Raw genomic sequence first — 4286 nt, 5'->3', positions numbered from 1 at the left:
GCCCCCGGCGACGCGGCCGGCCAGCTCGTCGCCGCCTCCCGGGACGCCGAGCTGGTCGTCGTGGGCCGGCACCGCCGACGCCTGCTGGCCCCCGCCCGCATGCTGGGCTCGGTCACCCACGCCGTCCTGCTGCACGCGGCGAGCCCGGTGGCGGTGGTGCCGCCGACGCCCGCGGAGGAGTGAGCGGAACCGGCCGCGGCACCGCATCGCCCTCGACTTCGCACCGACCGTCCGGCACGGCGGTCACAGCGGGGGGCGTCGACGATCTCCCGATCGCCGGCGGTCACGCCGACGCCGCCGGCCCGACCGCCGAAACCGTGCCTCGGGAAGCCGGGAAACCCACCGGTAGCAGGCGGGCGCCCGGCCGACGCCGACCGCCTCCGTACACGTACCATGGCGGCATGTCGTTCCTCCGCCGCCGCAGTGCCACGCCCGCCGGGCCCGACTTCGACGTCCTGGCCATGGATCCGGGTGACTGGCCCGGCAATCTCGGTGCCGGCCTGCTGCCCGCCCCCGACGGCTCGTGCCAGGGAGTCTTCCTGCGCTACGACCTCTTCGGCGGACGCGGCCCCGCGATGATCATCGGCAACCTCCCCGAGGGTTCGCCGGCCCGTGAGATCGCCGCGGACGAGGTCCCCTTCGAGGTGGCCCAGCTGCTGCTCGCGCTGGAGAACGACGAGGAGGTGACCGTCGTGGGCACCGAGGACATGCCGGTGATGCAGGGCGACAACCTCCTCATCGTGCGCCGCCTCAAGCTCTCCGAGAGCCGCATCTCCTGCGTGCAGTTCGACCGCAGCGACAACGTCCTGGTGACCATCGCCGCTTGGGACCGCCCCATCACCGACGACCTGTACGCCCTGCTGAAGCCGCTCCCGGCGGAGCTTTTCCAGCAGGGCTGATCCGGACTGCGGCTCTCGGCGGCTACGGCGAGGTCAGCCGCACGTCCGCGGCCCGGACGAACGCCACCCGGTGCCCGTACTGGATCTCGTAGTAGAGGTCCTTGCCCACGACCACCCGGTGGGCGTCGGTGGCGAAGGTGACCGCGTAGTAGTACTCGCCCGGCACCTTGTCACCGGCCACGTACTTCTGGCCGGCCGGCAGCCGGTAGGGCAGCGGCGACACGGACTGGACGGGCACGCCCGCCGGGTACGCGGACGCCTCCGGGTAGGCGCGCCCGTAGACCGGGACGCTGTCCACGCCGTCCTTCGGGGTCACCACCAGCCCGTTCGCGGGCACGGCCGTCGGCTGCGCCGCCGGGTTCCTGAACCAGGCCTTCTGGCCCAGGTACCAGATCGCCGTCCAGTCGCCGAAGCGGTCGGCGACCGCGTAGCGCTGGCCGGTGGAGACGCGTGAGGACAGGTCGTTCACGCCCGTCGTCGGGGTCGTGCCCAGGCCGATGTCCTTGATCAGGGGCGCGTTCTCGTCGTGGTCGGAGTACAGCCGGACCGCGCTCGACCCGTGCGCCACGCACGGCTCGCCCTTGTCCGTGCAGCCCGTGTACACCGGCTGGTGGGCGGTGTAGTCCGGCAGGATCGTGACCAGGCCGGCGTTCTTGCGCGCCGTGGCCTCGAAGGGCCGGCCGAGCAGCTCGAAGTAGTGCCGCCAGTCCCAGTACGGCCCCGGGTCGGTGTGCATGCCCGGCACGGTGGCGGCGGTCGGGCCGGGCACGGTGTCGTGTCCCAGGATGTGCTGCCGGTCCAGCGGAATGCCGTACTTCTCCGCCAGGTACGCCACCAGCCGCGCCGACGACCGGTACATCGCCTCCGTGTACCAGGAGTCCGGGAAGGCGAGGAAACCCTCGTGCTCCAGGCCGATCGACTTGGAGTTGATGTACCAGTTGCCCGCGTGCCAGGCCACGTCCTTCGCCTTCACATGCTGGGCGATGTGACCGTCGGTGGAGCGCAGCGAGTACTGCCACGACACGTAGGCGGGGTCCTGGACCAGGTCCAGGACGCCCTCCCAGCCGCCCTCGGTGTCGTGCACGACGATGTACTTGATCGACTGTGCCGCGGGGCGGTCGCCCAGATCGTGGTTCCCGTAGTCGTTGTCGCCGAACTGTTCGTACGGCGCCGGGATCCACTCGCAGGAGACGGAACCCGGGCACTCGGTGCCGGCCGCGGACGCCGTGCGCAGACCGGTGCGTCGCAGCTGCCCCGTGTCGGGCGCCAGGCCCGGCCGCGCGGGCAGTGCCACCAGTTGGCCGGCGTCCGTGGTGCGCTCCTCGCCGCCGCGGATCACGGCGTACACGTCGTCGGCGTACGCGGCGGCCGTCGCGGTGTCGTCGGCGCCGGAGAAGCGTGCCACCGCCCCGTACCAGTCCGCCGGATCGGCGGTCAGCGGCTCGCCGAGCGCCCGCTGCGCGGCGGCGAGCAGGGCGGCGCCGCCGGCCACGTTCGCGGCCGGGTCGGTGCGCAACTCCTCGCGGCTCAGGCCGGTCAGCTCCGCGGCCTCGGGCAGCGTCCGCAGCCGGGCCGGGATCTCCGAGTCGGCCGGGAGCGGGGCCTCGGGGCGCAGCGGGGTACGGGCGTCGTCACCGCGCGGGTCCTCGGTGCCCTCGCTGTGGTGCGGCGCCGTGGCGAGGGCGGTGCGGGCGTCCGTGAGGTGCATCGGGCCGTAGCCGCCGGTCACACTCGGCGCGCCGCCGTGCGCGTCCCAGCGGGACTGGAGATAGGAGACGCCCAGCAGCACGCTCTGGGGCACCTGGTACTCGGCGGACGCGGCGGCGAACGCCCCCTGCAGCCCGGTCGTCGCGGACTCCGCCGCGACGACCGGGGAAGGGGACGCGGCGAGCAGCGGGAACAGCAGAGCCGCCGAGGCCACGGCGCCGGCGGCTCTGTGCGTGCGTACGGATCTCGGGGTGCGTGCTGGTCTGGGGAAGGTGACGGATCCTCGCAATGCGGCCTCCTGGGACGAGCGGGCGGGGCGGGGCGTGCGGGGCCGGACGTGGCTCAGTGGTACCGGCTTGCCGACGATCCGTCAATCATGCGCACAGGCAGACGATTTCCCATGTCAACAGGGGTCGGGCGAGTTTCGTGGCGGGTGGGTCCGCCGCCTGCGGGGCGTCACCGGCCTACACCAGTGGCCCCCGCCTCGAGGCGTCGTGGACCCGGACATGGGAAGGTCCGCGGTGCGCCGCCGCTGTGGCGCACCGCGGACCTTGCTCTTCCTTGCGGCGAGTGCCGCTTCAGCGGGTGCCGACCGCCGCCCGGACGGCCCGGCGGGCCATCTGGCAGTCGTCGTGCAGCCGCCGCAGCAGCAGCCGCTGCTCCTCGCCGGTCGGCGCGGCCCCCGGATGGGCCGGCCCCGGCACCGCGGGTGCCGAGTCGTACATCGAACGCTGCAGGGCCGTCTCGTAGGTACGGATCTCCCGGGTCAGCACCAGCATCAGGTTGACCAGGAAGGCGTCACGCGAGGCCGGGCCCGCCGACTGGGCGATCTGGCTGATCTGACGGCGTGCGTCCGGCGCCTCGCCGAGGATCGACCACAGCGTCGCCAGGTCGTAGCCCGGCAGGTACCAGCCCGCGTGCTCCCAGTCCACCAGCACTGGACCGGCCGGTGACAGGAGCATGTTGGACAGGAGGGCGTCGCCGTGGCAGAACTGGCCCATGCCCTGCCGGCCCGCGGTCGCCGCGATGCCGTGCAGCAGCTTCTGGAGGTCTCCCAGGTCCCGGTCGGTGAGCAGGCCCAGCTCGTGGTACCGGGAGATCCGGGCCGCGTAGTCCAGGGGGGCGTCGAAGGTGCCGGCCGTCGGCCGCCACTTGTTGAGCTGGCAGATCGCGCCGAGCGCCGCCCGGATGTCCGCGCGGGGCGGGGCGTCCAGGGGGTGCCGTTGCAGAGCCGCCACGCGTCCCGGCATCCGTTCGATGACGAGGGTGCAGTTGTCCGGGTCCGCCGCGATCAGCCTCGGCGCCCGCACAGGGGGGCGGTGCCGGACGAACGTGCGGTACGCCGCTATTTCGTGGCGGATCCGCTCCGCCCATACGGGGGAGTGGTCCAGTAAACACTTGGCGACTGCCGTGCTGCGTCCCGTCGTACCGACCAGGAGCACCGAGCGGCCGCTGCGGCGCAGTACCTGCACCGGGGCGAACTCCGGGCAGATCCGGTGCACCGACGCGATCGCCGTGCGTAGTTGGGCGCCCTGAGGGCCGGACAGATCGAGTCTCCCGCTGACGGGCTGTGTGCCGAGCCCCGCGGGGCGCCGGGCGCCGCGGCCCGCGCCGAGCACGGGGGGTGCCGGCCGGGCGGGGTCGAGGTAGGGGCCGCCGCCGCCCGGGCGGGAGTGCAGC

Annotated in this window: 4 protein-coding genes; 2 read left to right on the top strand and 2 right to left on the bottom strand. The window is 73.5% G+C overall.

The genetic code is table 11. From position 1 onward, the window contains the following. Positions 1-183, top strand: a 183-nt coding sequence (locus BZL64_RS28195) for a universal stress protein (RefSeq protein ID WP_158101569.1), incomplete at its 5' end; no start/stop codon positions are given. Positions 184-401: 218 nt separating this feature from the next. After that, entirely contained in the window at positions 402-899 is a 498-nt protein-coding gene (locus BZL64_RS28190; RefSeq protein WP_086771993.1) for a hypothetical protein, read from the top strand. 22 nt (positions 900-921) lie between these two features. On the opposite strand, the gene BZL64_RS28185 is transcribed toward BZL64_RS28190, so the two are convergent. Next, complete coding sequence (locus BZL64_RS28185; protein ID WP_086771992.1) at positions 922-2895, bottom strand: N-acetylmuramoyl-L-alanine amidase; 1974 nt, start codon at positions 2893-2895, stop codon at positions 922-924. A 289-nt stretch (positions 2896-3184) separates the two neighbouring features. Beyond that, complete coding sequence (locus BZL64_RS28180) at positions 3185-4285, bottom strand: aminoglycoside phosphotransferase family protein (RefSeq protein WP_086771991.1); 1101 nt, start codon at positions 4283-4285, stop codon at positions 3185-3187. Between the last annotated feature and the right edge of the window lies 1 nt (position 4286).

Source organism: Streptomyces bobili, from assembly GCF_002154575.1.
Taxonomy (GTDB): Bacteria; Actinomycetota; Actinomycetes; order Streptomycetales; family Streptomycetaceae; genus Streptomyces; species Streptomyces bobili.
Note: the sequence above shows the minus strand (reverse complement) of the source record. Positions and strands in the feature narration are given on the sequence as shown.

What these genes read in the sequence shown, in the direction of transcription:
- BZL64_RS28190 (WP_086771993.1), top strand. Translation starts at nt 402, where the DNA reads ATGTCGTTCCTCCGCCGCCGCAGTGCCACGCCCGCCGGGCCCGACTTC.